This is a genomic window from Nocardia acididurans (genome assembly GCF_016741815.1).
Lineage (GTDB): Bacteria > Actinomycetota > Actinomycetes > Mycobacteriales > Mycobacteriaceae > Nocardia > Nocardia acididurans.
Genome location: NZ_JAERRJ010000008.1, coordinates 279,941 through 305,978, shown reverse-complemented (window position 1 = coordinate 305,978; position 26,038 = coordinate 279,941). Strand labels below are relative to the sequence as shown.

Genomic DNA, 26,038 nt, shown 5'->3' with positions numbered 1-26,038 from the left:
CTGGTAGGGTGGGGCTATGGGAAACCGAGAAGATCTATTGGCGGGGGCGCGCACAGCCATCCTGGAACGCGGACTCGCCAAGGTCACCGCCCGCGATATCGCCCAGGCGGCCGGAGTCAGCCTCGCCGCCATCGGATATCACTTCGGGTCCAAGGACCGCCTGGTCATGGAAACCCTCACCGAAGGCGTCGGCACCGAGATCGGCGACGGCATCGACGCGGCCATCAAGGACGCGGGCGAGGGCCGCACACCGTGGGAGGCGCTCGCCGCCACCTGGAACGGTCTGGTCGATGTCGCCTACAACAATCGCGAGGCGCTGCTGCTGAGCCTGGAGAACGGCGTGCAGATCTCGCGGAACCCGGAATCGCAGGTGTACATGGCCGACGCGACGGCCAGGGCGCTCGCCGATATGGCCGAGACGCTGCGCGGGGTGTATCCGGACCTGTCCGCCGAGCAGGCCGCCGCGGTGGGGCGGATGCTGTTCCTCCTGTTCCAGGGTCTGTCCATGCAGTCGCTGCTCGCACCGAGCGCCGAGCCGTTCCTGGGAGAGGACCTGATGACCGCGATCGAGGCCCTCCGCGGCCGCTGACTCACCCCGGCGGAATATGGCGCAGGCGCGCGATGGCGATGACCGCCAGCACCAGCGCCGCCCCGGCCGCGATGGCGGAGGTCAGATGCATGCCCGTGAGAAAGGCCTGCTTGGCCGCGTCCGCCACCGCCGTACCCAGATTTCCGGGCACCGCGTTCGCGACCTCGATGGCCGCGCCGAGGGTGTCCCGCACCGCGGATTCATCGGTTTCTCGCAGCCCGTAGGGCAGGGTATTCGCCAGCTCCCCGCGATAGAGGGCGATACTGATACTGCCCAGAATCGAAATACCTAGCGCGCCACCGAATTCCGCTCCGGTCTCGGCGAGCCCGGAGGCCGCGCCCGCCTGCTCCGGCGGCGCGGTGCCCACGATCAGCTCGGTGGTGATGCCGAAAACCGGTGCCAGGCCGAAGGATACGAGCAGTGACGCCGCGACGGTGAGACCCACGCCGCCGTCCACCGCGATCCGCGTCAGCAGGAACAGCCCGCCCGCCGCCATGGCCATGCCCACGCCGATCAGGTAGGCCGGGCGCACATGCTTGACGATGCGCGGGCCGAGCTGTGAGCCGATCATGAACCCCAATCCGGCCGGGATGGTGTAGATTCCGGCGCGCATCGGCGACATGCCCAGCACCAGCTGGAAATACTGGCCGATGAACAGGAAGTACCCGAACGATACGAAGATGGCGACCATATTGATGGTCAGGGCCGCGCGAAAACTGCCCAGCCGGAACAGCCGGAGATTCAGCATCGGGTCGGGCGTGTGCAACTGCCGCCGCACGAAGATCACGCCGACCATCAGCCCGGCCAGCAGTGCCAGCATCGCGGTGGTCCCCGGACCGTCCTGGGCCGCCTGCTTCATTCCGAAGACCAGCAGCAGCACGGCTCCCGTGCACAGCAGGGCGCTGAGCAGATCCAGTTTGCTCGCCTCCGGATCCCGGAACTCCGGCAGCACCCGGGGCGCGAGCACGATGAGCAGCAGCATCACCGGCACCGCGAGCAGGAACACCGCGCCCCACCAGAAGTGCTCGAGCATGAACCCGCCGGCCATCGGGCCGATGGAGCCGCCGACCGAATACGAGCCGACCCACACGCCGACCGCGATCGAGCGCTGTGCGGGGTTGCGAAACATGGTGAAGATCAACGACAGCGTGGAGGGCGCCAGCGTCGCCCCAGCGATCCCCAGCAGCGCCCGGCAGCCGATGAGTATCGGCGCCGAGGGCGCGAACGCCGCGATGACCGATACCGCGGCAAAAGCCGCGGCGCCGGTCATCAATAGTCGTCTCCTGCCGATGCGATCCCCGATGGTTCCCATGGTGAGTAGTAACCCGGCCACGAGAAACCCGTAAACGTCGATGATCCACAGCAATTGGGAGCTGGTGGGGCGGAGCTCGGCGCTGATCTGCGGGACGGCCAGGTGCAGGACCGTGAGGTCCATGGAGTACACCAGGCAAGCCAGAGCGAGCACCGCCAATCCGGTCCACTCCCTGCGTCCCACCCTGGCCGCGCCGGACTCCTCGACGGCAAAAAGGGGAGTGGTTGTGTCCACGATGACGTCCTCCATCCGCATGCCGGCAAAAGTGTCGGTAATGACGATGTCGGTTCCAGGATCTCATCTATTAACGACACAAAAACCGGCTGTACGAAGGGAATTCACATATTCGCCGATGTTCTTGCGACTGTGCGCACAGATGGACATGACGTTTTGTGCTAGGCCAGCAAACCGTCCGGTCGGGGACCCCATTCCGGGCGGTCGGCGCCGTACGGGGGAGCGGGCCAGGAGTAGTCCGGATACTCCGAAAAGGCCGGTCCGGCGGCCGAAACGGACCCGTGGGCTACCGTGTAGCGAACCTCGGGTGGCCGGGCCGGTTCGTGGTCGGGATCACGCCCTGCCGCGGCGAGCAGCCAGGAGCCGGTGCGCGCCAACGCAACTCGCACATCACGTCCGTAACCGTCCTGTTCACGGGCGGTGAGGGCGTCCAGAACCCCTGCGGCGAGCAGATATCCGCTGCCGTGGTCGAGAGCCTGCGCGGGCAGCGCACCCGGCCGGGCGTCGGAGGGTGAATTTCCTTGCGCGCCTTCGACGAACGAGATTCCGGACGCGGCCTGCACAATGCTGTCGAAGCCGCGCCGGTCACCCCAGGGTCCACGCTCGCCCCACGCGCTGACCGTGGCATGGATGATCCCGGGCCGGATCTCGGCGGCCTGCACGCCGAGCCGCTCCAGTGCGCCCGGGCGGTACCCCGTGACGAGAACATCTGCCGCGCTGAGCAATTCACGGAAGATCGGCATGTCGCGGCGCAGATCCAGCAGCGTCGACCGCTTGCCCTGACAGGAGTCGAGGTACTGCCATTCGATCTCCGGCAGCTGCGGCGGATCCACCCGCAGCACCTCCGCGCCCAGCAGCGCGAGGGCGCGGGTGGCCACCGGACCCGCGATTACGCGCGTCAGATCGAGCACCCGGACCCCGCGCAGCGGCAGCATCTGTGTTGCGGCGGACGAGGTTTCGTGGACACCCGTATCGAGCCGCCGCTCGACCGCCACCACCGGCCCGTCCGCGGCGGCCTTGCCCATCGCGGAGTCGGCCCACTCCCGCTCGGTGCGCACCCGCACCGCAATCGCCCCGAGTTCGGCGGCCCGCTCCTCGATCTCGGCGGCGGGCAGTTGCGCCATGCGGGTGACCGCCGCGGCGCGCTCGGCGTCCTCGGCCAGTCCGAGTGTCGCGAGCAGCCGCGCGCGATGATGCGAATAGTTGGCATGCGTTCGCACCCATGCGTCCGCAGCCCGGAAGAAACCGGACAATTCAGCGAAACCCTCGATGGCGGCCCCGTCGAGACGGAACAGCCTGTCACTCGCGAACGCCGCCGCGATCCGCCCCGGATCGAGCACGGTCTCCACCGGCTGCAGCCCGCACGCCAGCCTGCGCCGCTCCGCCGCCGCCGCGAACGCCGCCACCGACCCGCCCGCCAGCGCCCACACGGGAAGCGTCGCAGCCAGATTCGCGCCCGGATCGGGCAGGGGCATACTCGACGGGGTCAGTCCGACCCCGGATTCGTAGTCACGGACGAGCGCTGCGTTCGTATCCACGAATCCGACAGTAACCCGTGAAGGAGACCGCTCCGTGGTGGTAAATCTCACCGGCACAACCTGGTTGCGCGAACTGCGCCCCGACCCGGACCCCCGGCACGTGCTGGTCTGCTTCCCGCCCGGCGGCGGATCGATCACCGCCTACCGCCCACTGGCTCAGCGATTCGCCACGGGCACCGCGATATTCGCCGTCCAATACCCCGGCCGCCAAGACCGCCTCGGCGAACCCGCCCTCACCGAATTCACCGCCCTGGCCGACCACACGGCCCGCGACCTCCTCCGCTGGCCCGCGACCACCCGCATCGCCCTGTTCGGCCACAGCATGGGCGCCACGGTCGCCTACGAGACCGCCCGCCGCCTCGACACCGCCGGCCGCACCCCGTCCCACCTGTTCGTCTCCGGCCGTCCCACACCATCATTCGACGAGACGGGCCGAGTCCACGAAGGCGACGACAACACGTTGATCGCCGAACTGGAACGCCTGGCCAACGACCCCGCCGCCCTGGCCGTCCTCCGCACCGAACCCGCCCTGGCCGAACTCGTCCTCCCCGCCGTCCGCGCCGACTACCGAGCCGTGGAAACCTACCGCCACACCCCCACCGCCCCACTGCGCTGCCCGATCACCGCCCTGGTGAGCACCGACGACCCCACGACCACGGTGGCGCAGGCGGGGGAGTGGCGCGACTTCACCACGGCAGGCTTCGAATCAGCCGTCTTCCCAGGCCGCCACTTCTACCTGGACATCCCCGAAACCGTTCCCGCCGTAGCGGACCTGCTCGCCCGCCGCCTCACCACCCAGGCCAGCCCGATCCAGGAAGCCACCACACAGACAGCCACCCCGACCCGCACCTCGTCGAGCAATTCCCGCGGATAGATGACGCCGGTGATGTAGTGGTCGATGAACCCGCTGGGCGGCAACCCCGCCTGCCCAGCGCGTTCCCGTGCCCAATCCTCCACATAGGTGAGCGGGCAGTCGATTCCGATCAGTACGGTGCTGAATCCCCAACCCACGGCCGCCAGGTGTAGCCAGATGGTCCGCGGCCACCGCCAGGCGAGGAACCCGCCCACCACCACGTAGGCCACGAACGCGAAGTGCAGGCCCGCGGTCACATCCGCCAGCACCCGATAGAGCATGGCTCCAGGATAGGGCGAATCAGCTGCGGCCATTCAATATGAAAACGTAGATATGCGCATCTGTGCATTAGACATCGCCAACGTGGACAGACGGCCGGATCGGTTCCGTCAGCGCAGAGGGGCGAGTACGCGGGGGTCAGTAGGTGCCGGTGAGCCGCCGGGGGGTTCGGTCGACATGGCCACCTGGTCGGCGTCACCGGTCCGGACGAGCATGGGGGAGGTGTCGGTGGGCAGGGTGGCGAGGACCCCTGCCGACCGGGGCGTGCCGTTCGGGGGGATCAGCCACATCTGGTAGACCCGGCCGTCCGGCGCGGCGGGCACGGCGTCGAAAGCCACCGTGGCCGCGCCCAATTCGCGCGAAGTGTGGACGGTCATCGTGCCGCCGCCGGTCACCGGGGTGGTGCTGGTGCGGGTATCGCCATGGGTGATGACGCGTTCGGCGGTGATCTCGGCGGGGGCGGGGGAGTTGTTGCGCGCCACCGTGATTCCCACTCCGATTCCGATGGCCACCACGACAGCCGCCGCTGCGGCCAGCCGGCGCAGCACGCGGGAAGGGCTGCGGTCGAGGGTGGTTCGTTCGTCGAGCGCGCGCAACAGGGCGGCTTCGACGCTCGGCGGTGCGGGAACCGCGTCCACGGTCGTCATATCGGCGAGCGTTTCGCGCAGCTCGCGGACGGTGGCGCGGAACTCGGCCGCGGTGGCGTCGTCGGCGCGGTCGAGCAGGTGCTCGACCGCGCGGCGGTCGGTGTCGTCGAGTGCGTCGAGGGCGTAGGGGAACGCCAGCTCGAGCAGGTCCTCGTGGGGGTGGATGTCAGGCATTGGTCACCGCTCCGGTCAGGCAGTTCTGCAGGCGTTTGAGGCCGTCACGAATGCGGGTTTTGACGGTGTTGAGCGGAATGCCGAGAAACTCGGCGACCTCCGCGTAGGTGCGGCCACCGTAGTAGGCCAGGGCCAGGGTCTCGCGCTGCGTGGTGGTGAGCGTGGCGAGGCAGTCGACGACCGCGCGTTCCTCGGACCGCTGGCCCACGGTCTCGGCGACGATATCGTGGTCGCGGCCCAGATGACGCTGACCGTAGGCGAGATCGCGGCTGGTGGCCGAGGATTCGACACGAATCCGGTCGACGGCGCGGCGATGGGTGAGCATCATGAGCCAGCCGATCGGGCTGGCGAGCCGGATGTCATAGGTATCGGCCGCGTTCCACACATGCAGGTAGATCTCCTGGGTGACCTCCTCGGCGGCGGCCGGCCGGCGCAGCAGCCGCAGCGCGAGCCCGAAGACGCGATCGTGGGTGGAGCGATAGAACTGGGTGAACGCGTCCCGATCGCCCGCACCGACCGCGGCGAGCAGGCCAGCCAGCCGCCGGGCCACCTCGTCGTCGGGGCGAGGCCGGTCGGTGGGGCAGGCCGGGGCCGAGATGGGTGTGCTCACGTCGGTGCTGCCGGAGTATGCCGACGAAAAGCGCTGATCATCCACCATGACGGTCCGTCTCCATCGATCGGGGTCAGTCTGCGGTGTCTCGGTTCCGAGCGCGAGCACGGAGGGGCCTACCTCGGCCGATTCCGGAGCGGTCGCTGAGGTGGAGCCTAGTGGTCTGGGTCGGTGCATAGGAAACTCATCGAAAACTCGGATGAACCGCAGGGCGAGCTCACCGGGGTGGACGGGGAAGGAAATAGGCGGTGCGCCGCTGGTATTCGCGATAGCCGGGGCGATCCCGCATGGCCTGTTCGAGCATGCGCGCACCGGTTCCGCGGACCAGGACGTAGGTCATCAGCAGCGGAGAGAGCACGGTCAGCGGGCCGGGCCAGGCCGAGGCCGCGATCAGCCACAGCCCCCACCAGACGCAGGCGTCACCGAAATAGTTGGGGTGGCGCGTCCACGACCACAACCCGCGATCCATGATGACGCCGCGATTGCGGGGATCCGCACGGAACCTCGCGAGCTGCCGATCGCCGACGGCCTCGAAGACGAAACCGGTGAGCCAGACGAGCACACCCGCCGCGATCGCGATCCACGCCACCCCGCGCACCGGACCGGCCACGGCCGAGACCTGGATCGGCAGGGAGATGAACCACTGCGCCAGCCCCTGCGTGAGGAAGATCCGGCGCACGGCCACCCCCGGGGTGTGACCGTGCCGGTCCAGCAGTGCGGTGTAACGCGGGTCCTCGCCGTGCCCGGATGTGCGCCGGAACATGTGCAGGCTCAACCGGATTCCCCACACCGACACCAGGATCAGCAGCAGCGCACGACGACTCGCGGGACCGTCGCCGAAAACCGCCGCGCACAGCGCCACGAGGACGAATCCCAGCCCCCAGACGACGTCCACCACGTTGTAGCGGCCGAGCCTGCGAGCGAGGGCGAATGTGGCGATGTGCAGCAGCGCGAGTGCGAGCGCGGCGGTACCGGAAACGAGCAGTGCCGTCGAAGTGTTCACGAGACCAGCTCCCGCGCAGCGGTTTTCGGCCGCACCAGCGCGGTGTCGGGCCGGCGCAGCAGGATCTGGTCCACGCCCATGCGGCCCTGTTCGAAGGCGAGCGCCCCGCCCGCGAGATACAGCCGCCAGGTGCGCGCCCCCTGTACCCCGATCATCGCGACGGCGTCGTCCCAGCGTTGTTCGAGCCGCCGCGACCAGGCCTGGGCCGTCCACACGTAGTGCTCGCGCAGCGCCTGGACGTCTCGCACCTCGAACCCCGCCTGTTCCAACAGGTTCAGGGTCTGCCCCACCGGCCGCATCGCCATATCGGGGGCGATGAACGCCTCGATGAACGGGCCGCCGCCGGGATGGGCTCCGCGCCGCGACATCTGCTGCACGAGCACCGGCGCGCCCGGGGCCGCCGCGTCGAACAGTGCGCGGGCGTAGCGCGGGTAATTGCGTTCGCCCACATGCTCGCCCATCTCGAGCGAGGCCACCGCGTCGAATCCGGTGTCGGTGAGCTCCCGGTAGTCCCGCAGCCGGACCCGTACCCGCCGGTCGAGTCCGCGTTCGGCGATGCGCGCGCGGACGAACTCCTGCTGCGCGGCCGAGATGGTGATCGCCTCCACCTGTGCCCCATAGTGTTCGGCAGCGTGCAGGCTCAGCGACCCCCAGCCGCAGCCCACGTCGAGCAGCCGCGCCCCGGGCGCGAGTCCCAGCTTGCGGCACACCAGATCGAGCTTGTCGCGCTGCGCCTCGGCCAAGCCGTAAGCCGGGTCGGCGGGAGCGCCGGGCACGCCGCGCGTGAAGTACGCGCACGAGTAGGCCATGGCGGGATCGAGCAGCAGGGCGTAGAAGGCGTTGGAGGCGTCGTAGTGATGGGCGATGGCGGCGCGGTCGCGGGTGCGTTCGTTGCGGCGACCGCGCATCCGGGCCTGGGTGTCGGGCGCGGGCGGGGGAGCGCCCAGCGCCCCGAGGCGGGCGGCGGTCACGGCCAGCCGCACCACATCGCGGGCACGGACCCGGGTGATGCCGCGCTCGGCGACGGTGCGCCACGCGGTGCCCAGCGTCTGCCCGAGATCGCCGTCCACATCGATCTCGCCGGTGACATAGGCCTGTGCCGCGCCGAGTTCGGCTGAGCGCCAGAGGATCCGGCGCACCGCGCGCGCACTGCCCAGCACCACGCGCGGGGCGTCGGCCGGTCCGGCGGTGCTGCCGTCCCAGGCGTCGAGCCGGACCGGGAGTGGTCCGCGCAGCAGGGGCAGCAGCGCGGCTTCGAGTCGGTGGGCGACGGTCACGGGTGCTCCTCGGGTCGGTCGAGAACGATGTGCTGGACGTCGAGGTACCCGGAGCGGAATCCGGCCTCGGAGTAGGCGAGATAGAACTGCCACAGCCGCCGGAAGCGGGCGTCGAAGCCGAGCACGTCGATCTCGGCGGCGTGTGCGTCGAAGCGTTCGCGCCACAGGCGCAGCGTCTCGGCATAGTGCGCCCCGAACCCGGATCGCGCGCGCACCCGCAAGCTGGTCTCGCGGGTGACGGTGTCCTCGATGGCCTCGGCCGAGGGCAGGAAACCGCCCGGGAAGATGTACTTCTGGATCCAGGTGTAGGTGTCGCGGGTAGCCAGCATCCGCTCGTGCGGCATGGTGATGGCCTGCAGCGCGACCCGCCCGCCCGGCCGCAGCAGCCGATCCAGGCACTCGAAGTAGGCGGGCCAGTAGCGATACCCGACGGCTTCGATCATCTCCACCGAGACGATCGCGTCGAATTCGCCGCGGATATCGCGGTAGTCGCACAGTTCGATATGCGCGCGGTCGGCGTATCCGGCGGCGGTGACGCGCTCCCGCGCCGACTCCAGCTGCCGCGTCGACAACGTCACCGAGTGTACGAGCGCCCCGCGTGCGGCCGCGCGCACCGCCAATTCGCCCCACCCGGTGCCGATTTCGAGCACGCGGCTACCTGCCCGCACCCCGGCGGCGTCGAGCAGGCGGTCGATCTTGCGGTGCTGGGCATCGTGCAGCAGCTCCCAGTGAACGGTGTTCGCGGCCAGGTCGGCCTCGGGGAACAGGGCCGCGGAGTAGGTCATGCTGTCGTCGAGGAACAGCTGGAACAGCTCGTTGGACAGGTCGTAGTGATGCTCGATGTTGGTGCGCGCGTTGGCGGTCGTGCCGAGTTCGCCCGCGGGCGGCTTGGGCAGCACCGTGGTGCGGAACCGTTGCAGGGCGGCGGGGACGAGTCGCGGCATCTGGCAGGCCAGCACGGTGAGTACCGCCGCCGGGTCGGGCGCGGTCCACTCGCCTGCGGTGTAGGACTCCCCGAACCCGATCAGACCGGACTGCCCGAGCCGAGCGTGGAAAGCGGCGGGATCGTGAATGATCATGCGCGGCAAAGGCTCTCGGTGTGCTCCCCGCCCGAGGACAGTTCCGTCCGGGAACTCGGCGCGCAGCGGCAGCCGGGCGGCCGCACGCCGGAAGAGCCCGGCGGCGGCCACTGCGCGCACCCGAGCCCGCCAGCCGGTGGGCGGTGGCGGCAGCAGTTCGTCGTGGCGGGTGTCGAGGCAGGAGCTGGTCACTGTGTCGTCCTTCGCGAGGTTCGGTCCGGATGCCGCGCGGACACCGGAAGTCCGCGCGCCCACAGTGCGAGACCGTGGCGGCGGATGCGGGCGGTGGTCAGCCAGGGGGCGAGCGGGGCGCGCAGGTGGGCGCGCAGCACCGTGCGCGGGGTGACGGGCAGCCGGTACCCGGTCACCGTGGCGTGGAAGGGTGGCTGCCGATCCCGCAGCAGCGCGATACGGATCGACAGCGTGTCGGCAGGCTCGGGCACCCGCAGCAGATAGCGGCCCTCGATGCTGTTGAACGGTGAGACGTGGAAGCGTTTACCCACCTCGGCGCGGTCGCGCTCGTCGGGGTGCAGGACGTAGGCGTGCCGTTCGCCGTAGGTGTTGTGCACCTCGGCGATCACGCAGCGCAATGCCCCGCCCGGTTCGCGGCACCAGAAGAAGGTGACGGGATCGAACACGTACCCCAGCGCTCGCGCGTTCATGAGCACCGTGATCGGCCCGGCGGAGTCCATGTCGTGCGCACGCAGCAGCGCCCCGACCCGGGTGCGCAGATCGGCACCGGGCCCGTCGAGGTGGTCGCAGGCGCGAAAATAGCTGAGCGGGCGTAGTGGCGGCGGGAGTTGCGGCGGGTTGTCGATATCGAAATACCAGCTGTAGGAACGGTATTCGAACCCATGGCGGATCGGTTCCCGCCGGTTGTGGCTGATCCGGGTGAAGTACAGGGCGGGCGTCACCGTGTTCATCGGACCGCGACCTGTATCGGCGTGCCGGAATGCGTTGCGGCCCAGTGCCCGCCGAGCCGCTCGGCGGCCCGCAGACCCGACAGCGCCGCGTCCTCGTGGAACCCCCACCCGTGATAGGCCCCGGCGAAGGCGATTCGATCGGTGCCGAGCTCGGGCAGATGCTGTTGCGCCGCAACCGATTCCGGTGTGTATATCGGATGCTCGTAGGTCATTTCGGCGAGCACCCGTGCCGAGTCGATCAGATGCGCGCCGCCCAGGGTGACCAGAAAGCGGCGGTCGGCGATATGGTCCAGGCCCATCAGCCGGGTCAGATCGTAGGTGACCACGACACCGTCGGCCCGGGACCCCGCCGCGGGCACCAGATAGTTCCAGGCCGCCCGCGCGCCGCGCGTGCGCGGCAGCACGGACTCGTCGGTGTGCAGCAGCGCGGGATTCACCGAGTAGGGCATCGCGCCGAGCACCGCGCGCTGCCGCGGCGTGGGGTCGGCGAGCAGTTCCAGCGCCTGCCGGGGGTGGGTGGCCACAACGACGGCGTCGAAGCGGCGGGTGGCGGCGGGTTCGATCACCAGCACCCCGTCCGGGCGTTCGGCCACCGCGGAAACGGCGGTGCCCATGCGGATCTCGTCGAGGTTGGCGGCGATCTTCTCCACATACCGGGCGGAACCGCCGATCACGGTGCGCCAGACCGGCGAGCCGTACACGGTGAGCATGCCGTGGTGGTCGAGGAAGCGGAACAGGTAGTGCGCCGGATAGCGCGCCGCCAGCCGTGGATCGCACGACCACACCGCCGCCACCAGCGGGGTCACGAAGAACTCGGTGAAGTGCCGGCCGAACCGGTGCCGTTCCAGGAAGTCCGCCAGGGTCATCCCGGAATCGGCCCGCCGCAGGGCGTTTCGCGCGGCGCGGTGAAAACGCGGCACCTGGGCCAGTAGCGCCAGGTGGCGCGGGTCGCGCAGCATGCGCGGGGCGGGGAACAGCCCCGCGAGCCCCTTCGCCCCGGCGTACTCCACACCGGCGTGATCCGCGCGCACCGACATCGACATCTCGGTTTCGCGCGTGTGCACCCCGAGTTCGGCGAACAGGCGCACAAGTGTCGGATAGGTGCGGTCGTTGTGCACGATGAATCCGGAGTCGACATGCACTCGCCGGCCGGGCGCGAACTCCAGCTCGTGGGTGTGCGCGTGCCCGCCGAGCCGGGAGTCCTTCTCGTACAGGGTGACTCGATCGTGCTTGGCGAGCACGTGAGCGGCCGTCAGCCCGGCGGCGCCGCTGCCGATCACCGCCACCTCCCGCCCACCGCGTGGCTCAGCCATGACGGCCTCGCTCGGAGTCGAAGGGGACGCGGGCGTGGGGTGCGGGGCGGCAAACAGGGCGCATACGTCGATTTCGATATGCCCGGCGATCCGGTTTGGTGGCGCGGGCGAGAATTTCCGGCACCGGCGAGGCGGGAAAAGAATCTCGATATTCACCAAACCGGGCGGCCGCGCACCGCGAAACCCTTGTGGCGCTGCTCGGATACGCCGAGCGCCGAAAGGGGCAGAGCCGAGGGCCGGATCCCTTCCCACTCACACAGGCCGCGGTATCGACGCGCGCCGTCGGCACGGAGGAAGACAATGACACTGAGACTGATTCGCCGCACCATCATCGTCGCGGCCGCCTTGACCGCACTCACCGCGGGAGCCACCGCGTGTTCGGACGACGAGTCCGATTCGGCGGCTACCACCAGCAAGGCCACGACATCGGCGACCGCCATGACGTCGCCGTCCGCGAACCTGGTGGGTGCGGGTTGCACGGCGTACGCCGAGCAGGTGCCGACCGGGGCCGGTTCGGTCAGCGGTATGGCGCAGGATCCCGTCGCGGTGGCCGCCTCCAACAATCCACTGCTGAAGACGCTGGTCTCGGCGGTATCGGGTCAGCTCAATCCGCAGGTGAACCTGGTGGACACGCTCAATGGCGGCCAGTTCACGGTCTTCGCGCCGACCGATGACGCGTTCGCGAAAATCCCGGCCGCGACCATAGATTCGCTGAAGACGGACTCGGCGACACTGACCTCCATCCTCACCTATCACGTGGTTTCGGGCCGGATCGAGCCTGACAAGATCGCCGGGACACACCGGACAGTTCAGGGCGCGGACGTGACCGTCACCCGCTCCGGCGACGACATCAAGGTCGCCGATGCTTCGGTCATCTGTGGTGGCGTGCAAACCTCCAATGCCACGGTGTACCTGATCGACACCGTGCTCATGCCGCCCGCCTGAGCCCGGCCCATATCGATGCGAAAGCGGATCCCATGGTGACATCGCGGCCCACAAGCGCTGTCCCCGAACGGAATTCACCGCCACGACGGAGTGGGATCGGCCGGGCCGCCCTGTCGGGCGTGCTGGCGGCGGCGGTCGTTCTCGGGGTCGGTCACCTGGTCGCGGTCCTCATCGATCCGGCCGCGTCGCCGTTCTACGCGCTCGGGGCGACCATGGTGGATCACACCCCGCACGAGCTGAAGGACGCCGCCATCCGGCGTTTCGGCAGCCGGGACAAGCAGGCGCTGTTCGCGACCATGGCCGTGGTGATGCTGATCGGCGCGGCGGTGGCGGGCCTGCTCGAACGCCGCCGCCCGATCGGGAGCGCCCTGCTGGTGGCGCTGGGCGGCCTCACAGCGGTCGCGGCCCTGCAGCGGCCCACAGCCACCGTGTGGTTCGCGGTTCCGGCCGTCGCCGGTGTGCTGGCCGGAGTGCTCACGCTGCGGATTCTGCGCACCGGCGGTCCAGGACTGCGCGCACCCGCGGAGGAGGGCATGACGCGTCGCACGTTCCTGCTGCTGGCCGCCGGCGCGGGCGCACTGGCGGCCGGGACGGCGGCGACGGGTCGATGGCTGGGCACCCGGCTGCGTGATGTGGCGGCCGACCGTGCCCGGTTCCTGCTGCCGCGCGCGGCGCCCGCCGCACCGGTGCCGGACGCGGCCCAGCCTGCGGTAGCGGGTCTGACCTCGTTTCTGACCGGGAACGAACGCTTCTACCGGGTCGACACCGCCCTGCAACTGCCCGCGCTCACCAGCGCCGAATGGCGGCTGCGGATTCACGGAATGGTCGATCGCACAGTCGAATTCGATATCGACTCGCTGCGCGACCGCACGCCGGTGGAGCGGATCATCACCCTGACCTGCGTATCCAACGAGGTCGGCGGTGAGCTGGCCGGTACCGCCCGGTGGCTGGGCTATCCACTCGCGGATCTGCTCGCGGGCGCGGGCGTGCGGCCGGACGCCGATATGCTGCTGTCCCGCAGCGTGGACGGATTCACCGCGGGCACACCGCTTTCCGCGGTGCTGGACGGGCGCGACGCGCTGTTGGCGATCGGCATGAACGGCGAGCCGCTGCCGATCGCGCACGGCTACCCGGCCCGGCTGATCATCCCCGGCCTGTACGGGTATGTGTCCGCCACCAAATGGGTGGTCGATCTCGAGGTGACCCGCTTCGATCGCGCCCGCGCCTACTGGACCGAGCGCGGCTGGGGTGATCGCGCGCCCATCAAGACCGCCTCCCGTATCGACGTGCCCGCGGCGTTCGCCACGGTCGACGCGGGACCGGTGACCGTGGCCGGGGTGGCCTGGGCGCAGCGGCGCGGTGTCACCGGCGTGGAAGTCCAGGTCGACGACCGGCCCTGGCAGCCCGCGATCCTGGCCGCGCAGTATTCCGTCGACACCTGGCGGCAGTGGACCTGGCGCTGGGACGCCACCCCGGGCACCCACACCCTGCGCGTGCGTGCCACCGACGGCACCGGCGAACGCCAGACCGAGCAGCGCGCGACGCCTTTCCCGGATGGCGCGACCGGCTGGCACAGCCGTGTGGTCACGGTGCGATGACCGCTGTCGCCTGCTGTGCGGCGCTCGCAATGTCCGGGTGACCGTTTGCCGGGACCGTCCCGAGGGTATGGCGGCACTGCACACCGACCAGGAAGGAGATACGCATGGGCTTCCCTGAACAGCAGCAACCGGTGCCGGGCTCACAGCAGCAGATGAATCCGCCGCCCGATTGCGGTGAGCAGTCCTATCGCGGCAGCGGCAGGCTGACCGACAAGGTCGCGTTGATCACCGGCGCGGACAGCGGTATCGGCCGCGCGGTCGCCATCGCGTACGCCCGCGAGGGCGCGGATGTGGTGATCGCGTATCTGAACGAACACGATGATGCCGAGGAAGTCCGCAAGCTGGTGCAGGACGCGGGCCGGCGCGCCCTGCTCGTGCCAGGCGATCTGTCCGATTCCGGGTACTGTCGCGATCTGGTGGCCGCCGCCGTCGAAGAGTTCGGGCGTATCGACATCCTGGTCAGCAACGCCGCCTATCAGATGACCCACGAGGATCTCGGCGAGATCAGCGAGGAAGAATTCGACTACACCTTCAAAGTCAATGTGGGAGCGTACTTTTCGCTTGTCAAAGCCGCGCTTCCGTATATGCGGGAAGGGTCGTCGATCATCGGCAGCTCGTCGGTGAACTCCGATATGCCCTCACCGACCCTCGCACCCTACGCGGCGACCAAGGCCGCCATCGCGAATCTGTCCGCCAGCCTGGCGCAGCTGCTGGGTCCGCGCGGCATCCGCGTCAACAGTGTTGCGCCGGGACCGGTCTGGACACCGCTCATCCCATCCACCATGCCGGTGGAGAAGGTCGCGGCGTTCGGTGACGACACACCGCTGGGCCGTGCGGGTCAACCCGCCGAGCTCGCACCCGCCTACGTGCTGCTCGCCGGCGACGAGGGCGGCTATATCTCCGGTGCGCGGGTCGCTGTCACCGGGGGCCGCCCGATTCTCTGACACCGCACGGGCATCCACGGAGGTGAGTGATTCCGATGGACCACACGACAGCACCGATCCTCGATGCCGTGGCCGAGTATCGGCGATCGGGCCGGTACGGGTTCACCCCGCCCGGACATCGGCAGGGCCGGGGCGCGGACCCTCGCGTGCGAGAGGTACTCGGTCACGCGCTGCGCGCCGATGTGCTCGCCGCACCCGGCATGGACGACCGGCTGGCTCGCGGGCATCACCTCGCCGACGCCGAAGCGCTGATGGCGGACGCGGTCGGCGCGGAGTCGGCGTTCTTCTCCACCTGCGGCAGTTCGCTGTCGGTGAAGGCCGCCATGCTCGCCGTCGCCGGTGTCGACAAGGGCCTGATCCTCGGTCGCGACAGCCACAAATCGATTGTGGCCGGACTGGTCTTCTCCGGCATGTACCCGTACTGGATTCCACCCAGATGGGATGCCGAACGGCACTTCTCGCATCCGCCCTCGCCCGCGCAGGTGCGTGCGGCGTGGGAGCGGCATCCCGACGCCGCCGGTACGCTCATCGTCAGCCCCAGCCCCTACGGCACCTGCGCGGATATCGCGAGCATCGCCGCGATCTGCCATGCATACGGCAAACCGCTGATCATCGACGAGGCGTGGGGTGCGCATCTGCCCTTCCACGAGGACCTGCCCACCTGGGCCATGGACGCGGGCGCCGACATCTGCGTGGTGAGCGTGCACAAGATGGGCGCGGGCTTCGAACAGGGTTCGATCTTCCACGTGCAGGGCGACCTGGTCGACCGCGAGCGTTTGACGCTGTGCGCCGATCTGCTGATGACCACCAGCCCCAATGTGCTGCTGTACGCGGCCATGGACGGCTGGCGTCGGCAGATGGTCCAGCACGGCCATGAAATACTCTCCGCGGCACTGGATCTCGCGGAGCATGCCCGCGCCGACCTGGCGCGGATCCCGGGCATCACCGTCATGGAGGACGAGCTGCTCGGCAAGGAGGCATCCCACGATCTGGACCGGTTGCAGGTGCTGATGGATGTATCCGACACGGGCGCAACAGGCTACGAGATCGCCGACTGGATGCGCGAGCACCGCCACATCGACCTGGGTCACTGCGATCACCGCCGGATACTCGCCACCCTGTCCTTCGCGGACGACAAGCACACGATCGACGCACTGGTGGAAGGTCTGACCGCCTGGCGGATCCAGCTGAAAGACCCTGCCGCGCACGCGATCCGGCTGCCGTCCCCCCGCGATCTCCAGCTCGACTCGGTCATGTTGCCCCGCGAGGCGTTCTTCGGCGAGTGCGAGGCCGTCCCGATCGAACAGGCCCCCGGGCACATCGCCGCCGAACAGGTCACCCCCTACCCGCCGGGCATCCCGGTCATCGTGCCCGGTGAACTGATCGACACCGCCGTCGTCGAATACCTGGTCTCGGGAAAGGCTTCCGGCATGAACGTGCCCGATGCGGCGGACCCCGAACTGCGAACCCTGCGCGTCGTACGAACCACCGAATAGACCACGCGGTCCTGATTGAGGTGCGGGGAACCGGGTATCGGCGGGAACGTCGGAAGGATCGGGATCCATGAGCACACCAGTCGGCTCGGCCGATATCTCGGAGATCGAATTCGCTGATCAACTGTTGCGAGCCGCGGTCGATCCGGGCCGCCTCGCGCTCGTCATCACCGAACTGATCGGCGAGACCATCGATGTCAGGCCGCCGCCGATCGGCGCCGGCGGACTGGTGTCGGTGACGGCACAGGGCCGGGCTCGCGCTGTGCGAGTCGTGGCGAGCCCCAATGATTTCCGGGAGATTAGCATCCGAGTGCCCATAGTCCTCGGCCTGCGGGCCGAGGTGGCCGGGATCGTGTCGCGGTTCGCGGCCATCGTCATGGTGGCGACCCGGATCCGGCTGCTGCCACAGCGACCGTGCACGCTGCGCGTGGAGATCGATCCCGTTCGTCGTGCGGACATGTCGACTCGGCTGTACGCCCGCGACCCGCTCGCGAATCTCCTGCGGTACGTGATTCCGGTGGAAGCGATGATCGAGGGCCAGATCCGGCGGCACGTGAACGAGATGCTGAACAGCCCCGAGGTGATGGGCCTGCGGCACATCGACGTGCCGGCGCTGATCGAGCAGGCATGGCAGTCGGGCGTAGTGCTGCGCCCTTCCCGCGGTCGCCGGGTGAGTTGATCACTGCCTTCCCGGGACACCGGGGGAGTGGGCACCTTCGTTGCGTGTTGAACAGCGCTGTGTCCGTGCGTGTTCGGGGATAGGCAGGCGGGAGCGGTCCAACGCAACAACTCGGAAAGCGAGGTGCGCTGGTCAGGTGCTGTTAGTCACATACTGTTACGGCACTATGCGCATCTATGCATGAAAACTCATCTAGAGACCCGTCTGTAAGAAAGCCCCCTCACCTCAAAAACAGCAACGAGAGGAGGGGGCATTGGCTCGACGCAGGGTCGGTTACCAGTTGGAGGGTTCGTAGTCCTTGAGGAAGCAGCCGAACAGGTCTTCGCCGTTCTCACCGCGCACGATCGGGTCGTACACGCGGGCTGCGCCGTCGACGAGGTCGAGTGGGGCGTGGAAGCCTTCCTCGGCGAGGCGGATCTTGGTGTAGTGCGGGCGCTCGTCGGTGATCCAGCCGGTGTCGACGGCGGTCATGAGGATGCCGTCGGCTTCGAACATTTCGCGCGCGCTGGTGCGGGTGAGCATGTTGAGGGCGGCCTTGGCCATATTGGTGTGCGGGTGGCCGGGGCCCTTGTAACCGCGTTCGAAGACGCCTTCCATGGCGGACACGTTGACCACGTACTTGCGGCGGCCGGCGGCCGCGGCCATGGCGGGGCGCAGGCGGGAGATGAGGATGAACGGCGCGGTCGAATTGCACAGCTGCACTTCGAGTAGTTCGGTGGCGTCGACTTCGCCGACGGTCTGGACCCAGCTGTTGGTGTGCGCGAGATCCGGCACGAGTCCGCCCGCGTCGATGGCGACGCCGGCCGAAATGCGTTCGGGTGTGGCCGATCCCGCGACGAGTGCGAGGTCGGTGATGTCGGCCGCGGTGAGGCTGGGTGTCAGGGACGCGGTGAGTGCGGTGGGGTGGGCCTGCATGGTTTTGCCGAAGGTGACGACGTCGGGTAGCTCGCCCGCGGGCAGTGGCCCGTTCTCGGCTTCGACGAGTGCGCTGTAGGCGCCGGCGGAGCGGCGCACGGTCTGTGCGGCGTTGTTGATGATGATGTCGAGGGGTCCCTGCGCGGCGATGTCGTCGGCGAGGGCGACGACCTGGGCGGGGTCGCGCAGGTCGATGCCGACGATGCGCAGCCGGTGCAGCCAGTCGGCGCTGTCGTGCTGGGCGGCGAAGCGGCGGATGGCGTCGTTGGGGAAGCGTGTGGTGATGGTGGTGTGCGCGCCGTCGCGCAGCAGGCGCAGTGCGATGTACATGCCGATTTTGGCGCGGCCGCCGGTGAGCAGGGCGCGTTTGCCGGTGAGGTCGGTGCGGGCGTCGCGTTTGGCGTGGCTCTTGATGGCGCAGTCGGGGCAGAGTTGGTGGTAGAAGGCGTCGACGCGGGTGTATTTCTGCTTGCAGATGTAGCAGGGCCGGGGGCGGATGAGCGTTCCGGCGGTGGCGGTTCCGGTGGTGCTGGAACTGATCGGGATGCCGGCGGTTTCGTCGTCGATGCGGTTGGGTGATCCGGTGGCGGTGGCGGCGACGACGGCCTTGTCGGCTTCGGAGACGGCGTCGCGGGCTTCGATGCGGCGGCGCTGCTTGAGTTTCTTGAACATGTGGCCGACGGCGCGCTGCACGGCGATGGAGTCCGGGTGTGTCTTGTCGAGTTTTCCGGCCTGTTCGAGGACGCGCAGGCAGGTGGCCAGCTCGTCGGGATCGATGGCCGAGGAGTCGGACGTGGGTGCCGGGTTGCTGTGCTCGACCATCGGTGGGTGCTGCTGTCCTTCGTGCGGGGGATCGGTTGCCGGGTTCCATTGTCGCGTGTGCGGTTGCGCACGCTGGTATCGGGTATCCGAGCAGGGAAAACAGGAGGTTCCCATGTTGGCTCTGGCTGCCGCGGTGTCGTTCGGTATCGCGTTGCTGTTCAACCTTTTCGATGCGTCGCTCGGGGAGATCACCGAGAGCACGCTGGTGGTGCTGGGTTTGCTGCTGGTGGCTCTGCACCTGGGTGGTGTCGGTGCCGGGCGGTCGTTCAGCACGCGGTCGTGGGGTCGGCGCGCGCGGAGGTGATCGGTGACAGCGCAGGGGCCCGGTCACCGTGGTGACCGGGCCCTGTTCGCTGCGCGGCTATTCGGCTGCGACGGTGGCGGGTTCGAGGTGGGCGGCGATGTCGTCGTGGCCGAGTTCGTGGGCGCGTTCGGCGAGCAGGCCGAGGAGGTTCGCGGGGATTTCGTCGCGGACTTCGATGAGGGCGTTCCACACTGTGTCGGGGGTGCCGGGGTGCAGTGCGGAGAGGAATTCCTCGAGGTCGGCCATGCCGTCGATGAGGTCGAGGACGCGGGCGCGGCCGTGCGGGTCCTGGGCGAGGGCGACGTCGACGAGGGTGTGGATGTTGTCGCCGCGGGAGGCGGTGAGCAGTGCGGTGAGCAGTTGTTCGCGGGTGAGGTCGCCGATGCAGGAGGCGAGTGCGGGTTTGGTGGTGTCGGGCAGGGCGTCGACGAGAGGTAGTGCCTGCGACCAGAGTTCGTGTTCGGCGGTGCTGGTGATGACGGCGCGCAGGACGTCGGGTTCCTGCATGACGGGGAGTGCGGCGAGGCGGCGGCGGTTGTCGTCGGTCATGGCGAGGGCGACGGGGATCATGGCGTCCCAGAGTCCGGCGGTGTCGGCTTCGCGGATGAGTTCGCCGAGGCGTTCGTCGGATTTGTCGGCGACGCGGGCGGCGACGAAGGCGAGTTGTTTGTCGGGCAGGTGGGGTGCGAGCGGGAGTAGGTTGCCCCAGTGTCCGCCGTCGAGTGCGGTGTCCATGATGGCGGTGAGGATGGTTTCCTCGTGGACGACCGGGCGTTCGGCGAACAGGCGTAGGCTGTCGCGGCTCATGGCGCTGGTGATGGGGAGCAGGGTGGCCCAGGCGTCGAGGTCGCGGACGGCGTGGACGAGTTTGTCGAGGACGTCGCCGCCGAGTCCGGCGGTGATGTCGCCGATCCAGGCGCGGTTGTGGGGTGCGATGGAGTCGAGCAGGTCGATGCCTTCGGCCCACATGTCGCGGTCGGCGGCGGCGCGGATGACGCCGGGGACGCGGTCGGACACGATGTGCAGGACGTTGTCGATGGCGCTCTTGTCCTCGAGCAGGAATCCGATGCGCAGGAGGTCGACGTCGCTCATGATGGGTGCGGCGGCGCGCAGGGCGGGTTCGGGCACGACGTGCACGAAGCGTCCCATGGTGATGTGGTCGCCGTGTGCGAGCAGTTCGCGCGCGACGTCGGCCACCATCTTGGGTGGGACGGCGGCGATGATGGCGGCGGTGCGTCGGGGGTCGAGCTGGACCGAGCATTCGGCGAGGAATCGGGCGGGCAGTGTTTTGGCGATGTCGATGGCCCGGTTGGGTTCGACGGCGGAGGCGACGGCCGCGCACAGCACCGGTCCGAAGGCTTTCTCCGCCATTTTGGAGCTGATGGCGACGGGCACGAGTTTGCTGGCGGAGGCAACGCCTTTGAGTCGCTTGGTGTCTCGGTCGAAGAGCAGGTCGGTGGCGCGTTCCCGGAATTCGCGGATGGCGGCGGGTGGCAGGTCGGCGAGGAAGTCGAGTTCGGTGGGGTCGTCGATGCCGAGTAGTCGCGCGAGTTTGGTGATTTCGGCGACGGCGACGAGGTGTTCGCTCACAGTCCGAGTGCTTTCTTGACGGCCGGGCGCATGAGGCGCGGCACGAAGTCGAGGGAGGTTTCGATGGCGGCGTCGAGGTTGTCGCCGCGGCGCTGTTGGGCGGTGTCGAGGAGGCGGTGCAGTTCGGTGAGGTCCGCGTCCGAGAGCCGGTCGAAGGCGTCGGGGAGGGGTGCCTGCAGGGTGCTGCTGAGCTGACGTGCTGCGTCTGACATCGGCGTCTTTCCGGGTCGATCGGAGCGTACCGGCGGTACGGGTTCCGATACTGGCAGTACGGTCGCCGCGAAATCAATCCCGTATGGATGACGGTGGTTGTGGGCTCTGTCACTCGACTACCCGGTGAGGATGCGAGGAAACGGGAGGGGTGACGTCGTACTGCCGGTACGCTAGGCTCGGCGGGTGGCTCGGATGAGTGCCGGAACGGCCCCGCGGACGGTGACCCGCGACGACATCGTGGACGCGGCGATCCGGGTGATCGATCGGGATGGTCCGCGCCCGAGCATGGACGGCATCGCGCGCGAGGCGGGTATCACCAAACCGCGCCTGTATCGCCAGTTCGCCGACAAGGGTGACCTTTTCACCGAGATCGCGGCCCGCATGTCGCGGCTGGCCTTCGCCTCGGCGGGCAGCGATATGACGCTCATGCTGCAGCCTCCGCGCGCGGCGCTGCACAAGGTGTTCACCCAGTACGCGCACGGAATCCTGCAGCACCCCAACGTCTTCCGTTTCCTGGGGCAGGCTCCGGTGGTGCAGCAGGCGGATTCGGGTGTGCTGCAACTGGATCTGGGCCGCGACGCCGCGCGCCGGTTGACCAAGATGGCGCTCACGGTCTCGGACGCGGTGGAGCTCGACACCGATGGCATCGACTATCTCTCGCGCGCGCTGATCGGCGCGGTGATCGCCATGACCGATCTGTGGCTCTCGGATTCGCACACCCCGACCCCGGAGCAGACCGTGGAGTTCGTGGATCGTGCGAGCGAGCTGGTCTGGGGCATGATCGACGGTTTCCTGCGTCGCCAGGGTATCGAGGCGAATCCGGACACGCCGATCTTCACGACCCTCGCCGAGGTGAATCAGTCCCGGTCGTCGGATCGTTGACGTTCTGTTGACATCGCGCCAATAGCGATGCACCCTTGTCCCGTGAGCGCCGGTTCGCAGGCCGGCACGGGAAGCGAAGGATACGACGATGGCACGCCCCGCATGGAGCGACGACGAGGTCGAGGCAGTACGGGATCTGGCTACCACCTTCTTCGAGAAGGAGGTGCTGCCCCACGAGGAGAAGTTCATCGCCCAGGGTCATCCCGACCGCGCGCTCTACCGCAAGGCCGGTGAACTGGGCCTGCTGTGCGCGGCCATCCCGAGCGAATACGGTGGCGGCGGCGGCACTTTCGCCCACGAGGCGGCCATCATCGAAGCCCAGACCCACGCCGGTGACGGTTCGCTCGGCATGTCGGTGCACTCCTCGATCATCGCCCCCTACATCCACGAGTTCGGCTCCGAGGAGCTCAAGCGCCGCGTGCTGCCCAAAGCCGCCAGCGGTGAGATGCTGCTGTCCATCGGCATGACCGAACCCGGCACCGGCTCGGACCTGCAGGCCATCAAGACCCGCGCGGTCCGCGAGGGCGACGAGTACGTCATCACCGGCTCGAAGATCTTCATCTCCAACGGCTGGCTGTGCGACGGCATCATCATCGCCGCCAAGACCGACCCCGCCCAGGGTGCGGCCGGTGTCTCGCTGATCTTCGCCGAGGTCTCCGACGACACCCCCGGTTTCAAGCGCGGCCGCATCCTGTCCAAGATCGGCGGCAAGGGCCAGGACACCGCCGAGCTGTTCTTCGACGGCCTGCGCGTGCCCGCCTCGAACCTGCTGGGCACCGGCGAGGGCCAGGGCTTCTATCAGATGATGCAGATGCTGGCCCAGGAACGCCTGGTCACCGCGATTCTCGCGGTGGCCATGACGGAATCCGCGGTCAAGCTGACCGTCGACTACACCAAGGGCCGTGAGGCGTTCGGCAAGCCGCTGTTCGCCATGCAGAACACCAAGTTCGAACTCGCCGAGTGCGCGACCATCGCGAAGGTGGGCCGGGTGTTCCTCGACGACTGCATCAGCAAGCATCTGCGCGGTGAGCTGGACATTCCCACCGCCGCCATGTCGAAGTACTGGTTGACCGATCAACTCGGTAATGTGGTGGATCGCTGCCTGCAGTTGTTCGGCGGCTATGGATACATGACCGAATACCCGATTTCCCAGCTGTACACCGGCGCTCGGGTCCTGCGGATCCTCGCGGGCGCCAACGAGGTGATGAAGGATCTCATTGCCCGCTCACTCTGACACCACAGTGCCGCCGAAGCCCGGCGGCAACACTGACACGCCGCCGATGCCCGGCAGCGCTGTCGACGCCGCGCTCGCGCAGACCGCCGACCCCTCGGCCGAGTCTGCCGACGCGCCGTCGCGTCGCCGTCGGCTCGAGCCCGACGAGCGCCGCGCGCAGATCCTGTCGTGCGCCATCGACATGTTCGGTGAGCGCCCGTACGCGGCCGTGTCCACCGCCGAACTCGCCCAGCGAGCCGGCGTCGCACGCGGTCTGATCAACCACTATTTCGGCAACAAGCGCGACCTCTACCTGGCGGTCGTGCGCCGCATGGTGACCCTGCCCCGGCTCGAGCACATGCTCGTGCCCACCGGCAGCACCAAGGAGCGGGTCGACGCGAGTGTGGAGTGGCTGCTCGACACCATCAGCGAGCACGGCACCACCTGGGTGAAGGTCACCGGCCTGGAAGGCATCGGCGACGACCCGGAGGTGCAGCGCATCCTCGACGAGGCCGACAGCGCCGCCGCCGACCGCGTCGTGCAGATGATGGGCCTGTCCGATTCCCTGCACAGCGAGGAGCTGCGGGCGCTGGTCCGCTGCTACGGCGGTCTGGTGAAGGCGGCGGGGCGCGAGTGGATCGTGCGCGGCAGCCTGGCCCGCCCGCACGTGCACACCCTGCTCGCGGATTCGCTGACCACGCTGGTCACCCAGACCTTCCCGAAGGTCAACGGCGAGCTCTGATTCGATTCCTGCCCGCCGGTCCGGCTACACCTGCGGGCGGGAATCGCAGTCCCCACCGGACCTGATCCACAGTGCATAGTGTGCACCCTGCTGGAAACGGTATGGCACAGGGTGCAATTCGACCTCGTGGCCGGCGGCGCGCAGTTCGTCGCACAGCCGATCCAGGAATTCGACCGGTTCACCCGTGGCCTGCACGACCAGCGGATAGATGCGCACCTCGCGGCGAGCGACGCGCACCAGTTCGGCGAGGGCGCGGCGGTGGAAGTCCTCGTCGAAGCGATCCGACCAGGTGAACAGCAGATGCGAGCACAGCACCAGGTCGAAACTGCCGTCCGGGAACGGCAATTCGGGCAGTGCCGCGGCAACGTAGCGGTCCGGATGTGCCGCGCGGTCCGCGATGAACTGTTCTCCGGCCGCGTACCGCATCTGCCGACGCTGCTCGATGCCGCCGTAGAAACCCCATTCGAAGCGGTGTGCGTGCGCGGCGATCATGCTGTCGCCGTCACGCAGCGCGGTGCGCACCCGCTGCGCGAGTTCCTCGTGGCCGAGGCGGTACATCGGATCGACCGCGGTCACCCGTGTCCCGGTTTCGGCCGCGAAACTCGAACCGCCGGAGCAGCAGTCGAGGACCGAGCCCGCCACGTCGGCGGGACTCAGATCGAACATGGCGTGATATTCGGCGGCCGAGCGGGAGGTCACCAGCATGTCGTCGGTCATGTCAGTACACCGTGCCCATCGCGTAGCGAACCTGCTCGAGGGTGTGCTCGGCGATCTCGTTCACGCGCCGATTGCCTTCGCGCAGCACGCGGCTCGCGAAATCGGCATCGAGTGCCAGTTCGCCGCGAATGCGGCGATGTTCGGCGAAGCGTTCGTTGACCGCGTCGGTGGTGAACCGTTTGAGGGCGCTCGCGCCGCCGTCGCCGATCTCGGCGGCGATGTCGTGCTCGTCGCGTCCGGTGGTGAGGGCCGCGGTGGTCAGTAGCGCCGAGACGCCGGGCCGCTGCTGCGGATCGAAGGTGATGTGGCGTTGTGAGTCGGTGGGCGCGCGCCGGATGAGGGCCGCGGTCTCGTCGGCGGTCATGGACAGGCCGATCGCATTGCCGTAGCTCTTCGACATCTTGCGCCCGTCGAGTCCGGGCACCTCCGGCGCGGTGGTGAGCAGGGCCCGCGGTTCGGGGAACACCTCGCCGTAGCGGTCGTTGAATCGGCGTGCGATGACCCGCGCCAACTCGATGTGCGGGAGGTTGTCCTTGCCCACCGGCACCAGGTTCGCGCCCGCGGAGAGGATATCGGCGGCCTGATGCACCGGATAGGTGAGCAGCAGCCCGCTCAATGCCCGTCCGGATGCGGCCGCCTCGGCTTTCACCGTGGGATTGCGATGCAGTTCGGCCTCGGTGACCAGGCTCAGGAACGGCAGCATCAGCTGGTTGAGTGCGGGCACGGCCGAATGGGTGAAGATGGTGGCCTGCTCCGGGTCGATCCCGGCGGCGACATAGTCGAGGACCGCGTTGTGCACGTGGTCGCGCACCTGCCCGATGCCGTCGCGGTCGGTGATCACCTGATAGTCGGCGAGGATGACGAAGGTGTCCACGCCGTGTCGATGCAGCCGGACGCGTTCGGCGATCGTGCCGAAGTAGTGGCCCAGATGCAGTGCGCCGGTGGGTCTTTCGCCGGTGAGGATGCGGAACAGTTCGGGATGTGCGGCGACCTCGGCGGCGAGCTGGTCGTTGCGGGCGAGGGTGGCGGTGAAGGAATTCACGGTACAGCTCCTGGAATTGGGGAGGGCTGTACGAGATCCGCACTGTGACAGGGTGATTCGTGCGGGCTGCGTACAGCCCGCGGACATGACTAGTCGGGCTGCGAGAGC

Annotated in this window: 25 protein-coding genes and 1 pseudogene; 11 read left to right on the top strand and 15 right to left on the bottom strand. The window is 68.6% G+C overall.

What is annotated here, in order from left to right:
* Positions 1-16: 16 nt before the first annotated feature.
* On the top strand, positions 17-589 hold the full coding sequence (locus JK358_RS22425; protein WP_201949867.1) for a TetR/AcrR family transcriptional regulator: 573 nt from the start codon (positions 17-19) through the stop codon (positions 587-589).
* Position 590: 1 nt separating this feature from the next.
* On the opposite strand, the gene JK358_RS22420 is transcribed toward JK358_RS22425, so the two are convergent.
* On the bottom strand, positions 591-2,150 hold the full coding sequence (locus JK358_RS22420) for an MFS transporter (protein WP_201950248.1): 1,560 nt from the start codon (positions 2,148-2,150) through the stop codon (positions 591-593).
* Between the two features lie 146 nt (positions 2,151-2,296).
* The gene (locus JK358_RS22415; protein WP_307817674.1) at positions 2,297-3,673 is read right to left on the bottom strand and encodes a CoA transferase; all 1,377 of its coding nucleotides are present in this window, start codon (positions 3,671-3,673) and stop codon (positions 2,297-2,299) included.
* Positions 3,674-3,707: 34 nt separating this feature from the next.
* Here JK358_RS22415 and JK358_RS22410 point away from each other — a divergent pair.
* A pseudogene (locus tag JK358_RS22410) lies at positions 3,708-4,400 on the top strand (thioesterase II family protein); the annotation flags it as partial.
* Positions 4,401-4,405: 5 nt separating this feature from the next.
* Here the strand turns inward: JK358_RS22410 and JK358_RS22405 are convergent.
* From JK358_RS22405 to JK358_RS22370, 8 genes are all read right to left on the bottom strand, one after another.
* The gene (locus JK358_RS22405) at positions 4,406-4,807 is read right to left on the bottom strand and encodes a DUF2784 domain-containing protein (protein WP_232851680.1); all 402 of its coding nucleotides are present in this window, start codon (positions 4,805-4,807) and stop codon (positions 4,406-4,408) included.
* Positions 4,808-4,915: 108 nt separating this feature from the next.
* Positions 4,916-5,626: an anti-sigma factor gene (locus JK358_RS22400; RefSeq protein WP_201949863.1), complete on the bottom strand. Its 711-nt coding sequence runs from the start codon at positions 5,624-5,626 to the stop codon at positions 4,916-4,918.
* Entirely contained in the window at positions 5,619-6,284 is a 666-nt protein-coding gene (gene sigK, locus JK358_RS22395) for an ECF RNA polymerase sigma factor SigK (RefSeq protein WP_201949861.1), read from the bottom strand. Before sigK ends, JK358_RS22400 begins: the two co-directional genes overlap by 8 nt.
* A gap of 169 nt (positions 6,285-6,453) precedes the next feature.
* Positions 6,454-7,239 (bottom strand): DUF1295 domain-containing protein, encoded by a 786-nt coding sequence (locus JK358_RS22390; RefSeq protein WP_201949857.1) that lies wholly within the window; start codon positions 7,237-7,239, stop codon positions 6,454-6,456.
* A complete protein-coding gene (locus JK358_RS22385) occupies positions 7,236-8,516 on the bottom strand; it encodes an SAM-dependent methyltransferase (RefSeq protein WP_201949853.1) in 1,281 nt (426 codons plus the stop codon). Before JK358_RS22385 ends, JK358_RS22390 begins: the two co-directional genes overlap by 4 nt.
* Positions 8,513-9,787, bottom strand: coding sequence for a class I SAM-dependent methyltransferase (locus JK358_RS22380; RefSeq protein ID WP_201949850.1), 1,275 nt, complete (start codon positions 9,785-9,787; stop codon positions 8,513-8,515). The genes JK358_RS22385 and JK358_RS22380 overlap by 4 nt, the downstream gene beginning before the upstream one ends.
* On the bottom strand, positions 9,784-10,518 hold the full coding sequence (locus JK358_RS22375) for a DUF1365 domain-containing protein (RefSeq protein ID WP_201949846.1): 735 nt from the start codon (positions 10,516-10,518) through the stop codon (positions 9,784-9,786). Before JK358_RS22375 ends, JK358_RS22380 begins: the two co-directional genes overlap by 4 nt.
* Positions 10,515-11,831, bottom strand: coding sequence for an NAD(P)/FAD-dependent oxidoreductase (locus JK358_RS22370; protein WP_201949845.1), 1,317 nt, complete (start codon positions 11,829-11,831; stop codon positions 10,515-10,517). The genes JK358_RS22375 and JK358_RS22370 overlap by 4 nt, the downstream gene beginning before the upstream one ends.
* Positions 11,832-12,131: 300 nt before the next feature.
* Between JK358_RS22370 and JK358_RS22365 the strand changes: the two genes are divergently transcribed.
* The 5 genes from JK358_RS22365 (at position 12,132) to JK358_RS22345 (ending at position 17,490) form a co-directional block, all read left to right on the top strand.
* Entirely contained in the window at positions 12,132-12,776 is a 645-nt protein-coding gene (locus JK358_RS22365) for a fasciclin domain-containing protein (protein ID WP_201949838.1), read from the top strand.
* Between the two features lie 32 nt (positions 12,777-12,808).
* A complete protein-coding gene (locus JK358_RS22360; RefSeq protein ID WP_201949837.1) occupies positions 12,809-14,374 on the top strand; it encodes a molybdopterin-dependent oxidoreductase in 1,566 nt (521 codons plus the stop codon).
* A 104-nt stretch (positions 14,375-14,478) separates the two neighbouring features.
* The gene (locus JK358_RS22355; protein WP_201949836.1) at positions 14,479-15,318 is read left to right on the top strand and encodes an SDR family oxidoreductase; all 840 of its coding nucleotides are present in this window, start codon (positions 14,479-14,481) and stop codon (positions 15,316-15,318) included.
* Positions 15,319-15,353: 35 nt separating this feature from the next.
* Complete coding sequence (locus JK358_RS22350) at positions 15,354-16,814, top strand: aminotransferase class I/II-fold pyridoxal phosphate-dependent enzyme (RefSeq protein WP_201949835.1); 1,461 nt, start codon at positions 15,354-15,356, stop codon at positions 16,812-16,814.
* Between the two features lie 67 nt (positions 16,815-16,881).
* Positions 16,882-17,490, top strand: a complete 609-nt coding sequence (locus tag JK358_RS22345) for a hypothetical protein (protein ID WP_201949834.1) — start codon at positions 16,882-16,884, stop codon at positions 17,488-17,490.
* 273 nt (positions 17,491-17,763) lie between these two features.
* Here JK358_RS22345 and JK358_RS22340 read toward each other — a convergent pair whose 3' ends face one another.
* On the bottom strand, positions 17,764-19,227 hold the full coding sequence (locus JK358_RS22340) for an SDR family NAD(P)-dependent oxidoreductase (RefSeq protein ID WP_201949830.1): 1,464 nt from the start codon (positions 19,225-19,227) through the stop codon (positions 17,764-17,766).
* A gap of 112 nt (positions 19,228-19,339) precedes the next feature.
* Between JK358_RS22340 and JK358_RS22335 the strand changes: the two genes are divergently transcribed.
* On the top strand, positions 19,340-19,531 hold the full coding sequence (locus JK358_RS22335; protein WP_201949819.1) for a hypothetical protein: 192 nt from the start codon (positions 19,340-19,342) through the stop codon (positions 19,529-19,531).
* 57 nt (positions 19,532-19,588) lie between these two features.
* Here the strand turns inward: JK358_RS22335 and JK358_RS22330 are convergent, their stop codons facing one another.
* On the bottom strand, positions 19,589-21,121 hold the full coding sequence (locus JK358_RS22330; RefSeq protein ID WP_201949817.1) for a hypothetical protein: 1,533 nt from the start codon (positions 21,119-21,121) through the stop codon (positions 19,589-19,591).
* Complete coding sequence (locus tag JK358_RS22325; RefSeq protein WP_201949815.1) at positions 21,118-21,333, bottom strand: hypothetical protein; 216 nt, start codon at positions 21,331-21,333, stop codon at positions 21,118-21,120. The genes JK358_RS22330 and JK358_RS22325 overlap by 4 nt, the downstream gene beginning before the upstream one ends.
* Positions 21,334-21,526: 193 nt before the next feature.
* On the opposite strand from JK358_RS22325, the gene JK358_RS22320 reads away from it, so the two are divergent.
* From JK358_RS22320 to JK358_RS22310, 3 genes are all read left to right on the top strand, one after another.
* On the top strand, positions 21,527-22,216 hold the full coding sequence (locus JK358_RS22320; RefSeq protein WP_201949813.1) for a TetR/AcrR family transcriptional regulator: 690 nt from the start codon (positions 21,527-21,529) through the stop codon (positions 22,214-22,216).
* Between the two features lie 88 nt (positions 22,217-22,304).
* Positions 22,305-23,450, top strand: a complete 1,146-nt coding sequence (locus JK358_RS22315; protein ID WP_201949811.1) for an acyl-CoA dehydrogenase family protein — start codon at positions 22,305-22,307, stop codon at positions 23,448-23,450.
* A gap of 46 nt (positions 23,451-23,496) precedes the next feature.
* Positions 23,497-24,171, top strand: coding sequence for a TetR/AcrR family transcriptional regulator (locus tag JK358_RS22310; RefSeq protein ID WP_201950240.1), 675 nt, complete (start codon positions 23,497-23,499; stop codon positions 24,169-24,171).
* A gap of 24 nt (positions 24,172-24,195) precedes the next feature.
* On the opposite strand, the gene JK358_RS22305 is transcribed toward JK358_RS22310, so the two are convergent.
* On the bottom strand, positions 24,196-24,888 hold the full coding sequence (locus JK358_RS22305) for a methyltransferase domain-containing protein (RefSeq protein WP_201949808.1): 693 nt from the start codon (positions 24,886-24,888) through the stop codon (positions 24,196-24,198).
* Between the two features lies 1 nt (position 24,889).
* Positions 24,890-25,930, bottom strand: coding sequence for a tryptophan--tRNA ligase (gene trpS / locus JK358_RS22300; protein ID WP_307817673.1), 1,041 nt, complete (start codon positions 25,928-25,930; stop codon positions 24,890-24,892).
* Between the last annotated feature and the right edge of the window lie 108 nt (positions 25,931-26,038).